Source organism: Acidobacteriota bacterium (genome assembly GCA_040752915.1).
In the GTDB taxonomy this organism is placed as follows: domain Bacteria; phylum Acidobacteriota; class UBA4820; order UBA4820; family DSQY01; genus JBFLVU01.
Genome location: JBFMHB010000151.1, coordinates 1 through 1,133, shown reverse-complemented (window position 1 = coordinate 1,133; position 1,133 = coordinate 1). Strand labels below are relative to the sequence as shown.

The following is a 1,133-nucleotide window of genomic DNA, read 5'->3' as shown; positions in this document are numbered from 1 at the left end:
TTGTGGTTCGGCGGCCAGAGGCGGTTCGGCGAGGCCGACGCGCGGCTGCAGTCGGGCGGCCGGTTTTCGGGCATCACCCCCACGACGAGGCTCAAACGCGACGAGGCGCAGTTGTTGCCCTCGTTCGTCTCGATGACCGCCCCGTCGGCGTCGGCGCAGGCGTCCAGGTAGTAGGTCCCCGCGGGGAGATTCTCCGGCACCGTGAAGGGCGCCTCGAAGACCTGGCTCTCTTCGCCCGGCGCCAGGGCCGGAACGCTCCGCTGGCCGACAACGACCGCCGTCGCCGGGTCCACCGGCCGCGTCGTGGAGAGGTAGTACCGCGTCACCGTCGGCCCCGCCGGCAGGGTCCCCGCGTTCCGCGTCGTCTCCGTCACGTAGAAGGTCTGCCCCGGCCCGCTCATCAAGACCGGCGGCACGAAGAGGGGCACCGTGAGGTCGGCACCCCCCTCCCACGTCACCGCCACCGGGCCCTTTTCGAGGTCCCACGCCGTGCAGTCCTCGGCCGTCCCCGCCTTCGGGCGGGAGCCGGAGGAGGGCTTCGAAGGCTTCTTCGATCCCTTCTCCGCCCCCGCGGCGATGGTGCCGAAGGGCGTGTGGGCGACGATCTTGTCCTCCCCCAGGCGTGTGCCCACGTACGCGAGCACGAGCTTCCCCTCGGCGTCGGTGGCCCCCTCCCGCTTCGTCCCCGCGTGGGGGCCTTCCACCACCTCCACCGTGAGGCCGTTGTGCGGGATGGGAAGGCCCGTCGCCGTGTTGATGAGCCGCGCCGTCACCACGGCCGTCTCCCCCACGGGATGCGTAGCCGTCTCCGGTTGGAGGGTCAACTTCGGCTCGCACGGCCAGGGGAGGTTCGCCTTCAGGTACCGGGCGTTCAACACGACGAGATCCTTCGCCTCCCGCCGCATCTGCGTCTCATTCGCCCCCTCCGCCGCCGCGATCACAAGGTCCAGCTTCCCGTTCACCGCCTGAAGGTCCCCGGCAAGCGCCGCCTGACGGGCCGCCGACAGGTTTTCCCGGATCCCCGCAAGGAGCCCGGCATCCGACACCCACCCCAATTCCCCCGCCTTCGCAACGTCCGACAGAAACACGTCCCAGTGTTCGAAGGTCCCGGGGGGAACGGGCAGGGGCGCCAG

The 1,133-nt window shown here is 71.0% G+C and carries 1 protein-coding gene; it reads right to left on the bottom strand.

Annotated features, from left to right (window positions below; genetic code table 11):
• Positions 1 to 1,133 (bottom strand): CARDB domain-containing protein (locus tag AB1824_13610; protein ID MEW5765995.1); only part of this gene is annotated, 1,133 nt, incomplete at both ends.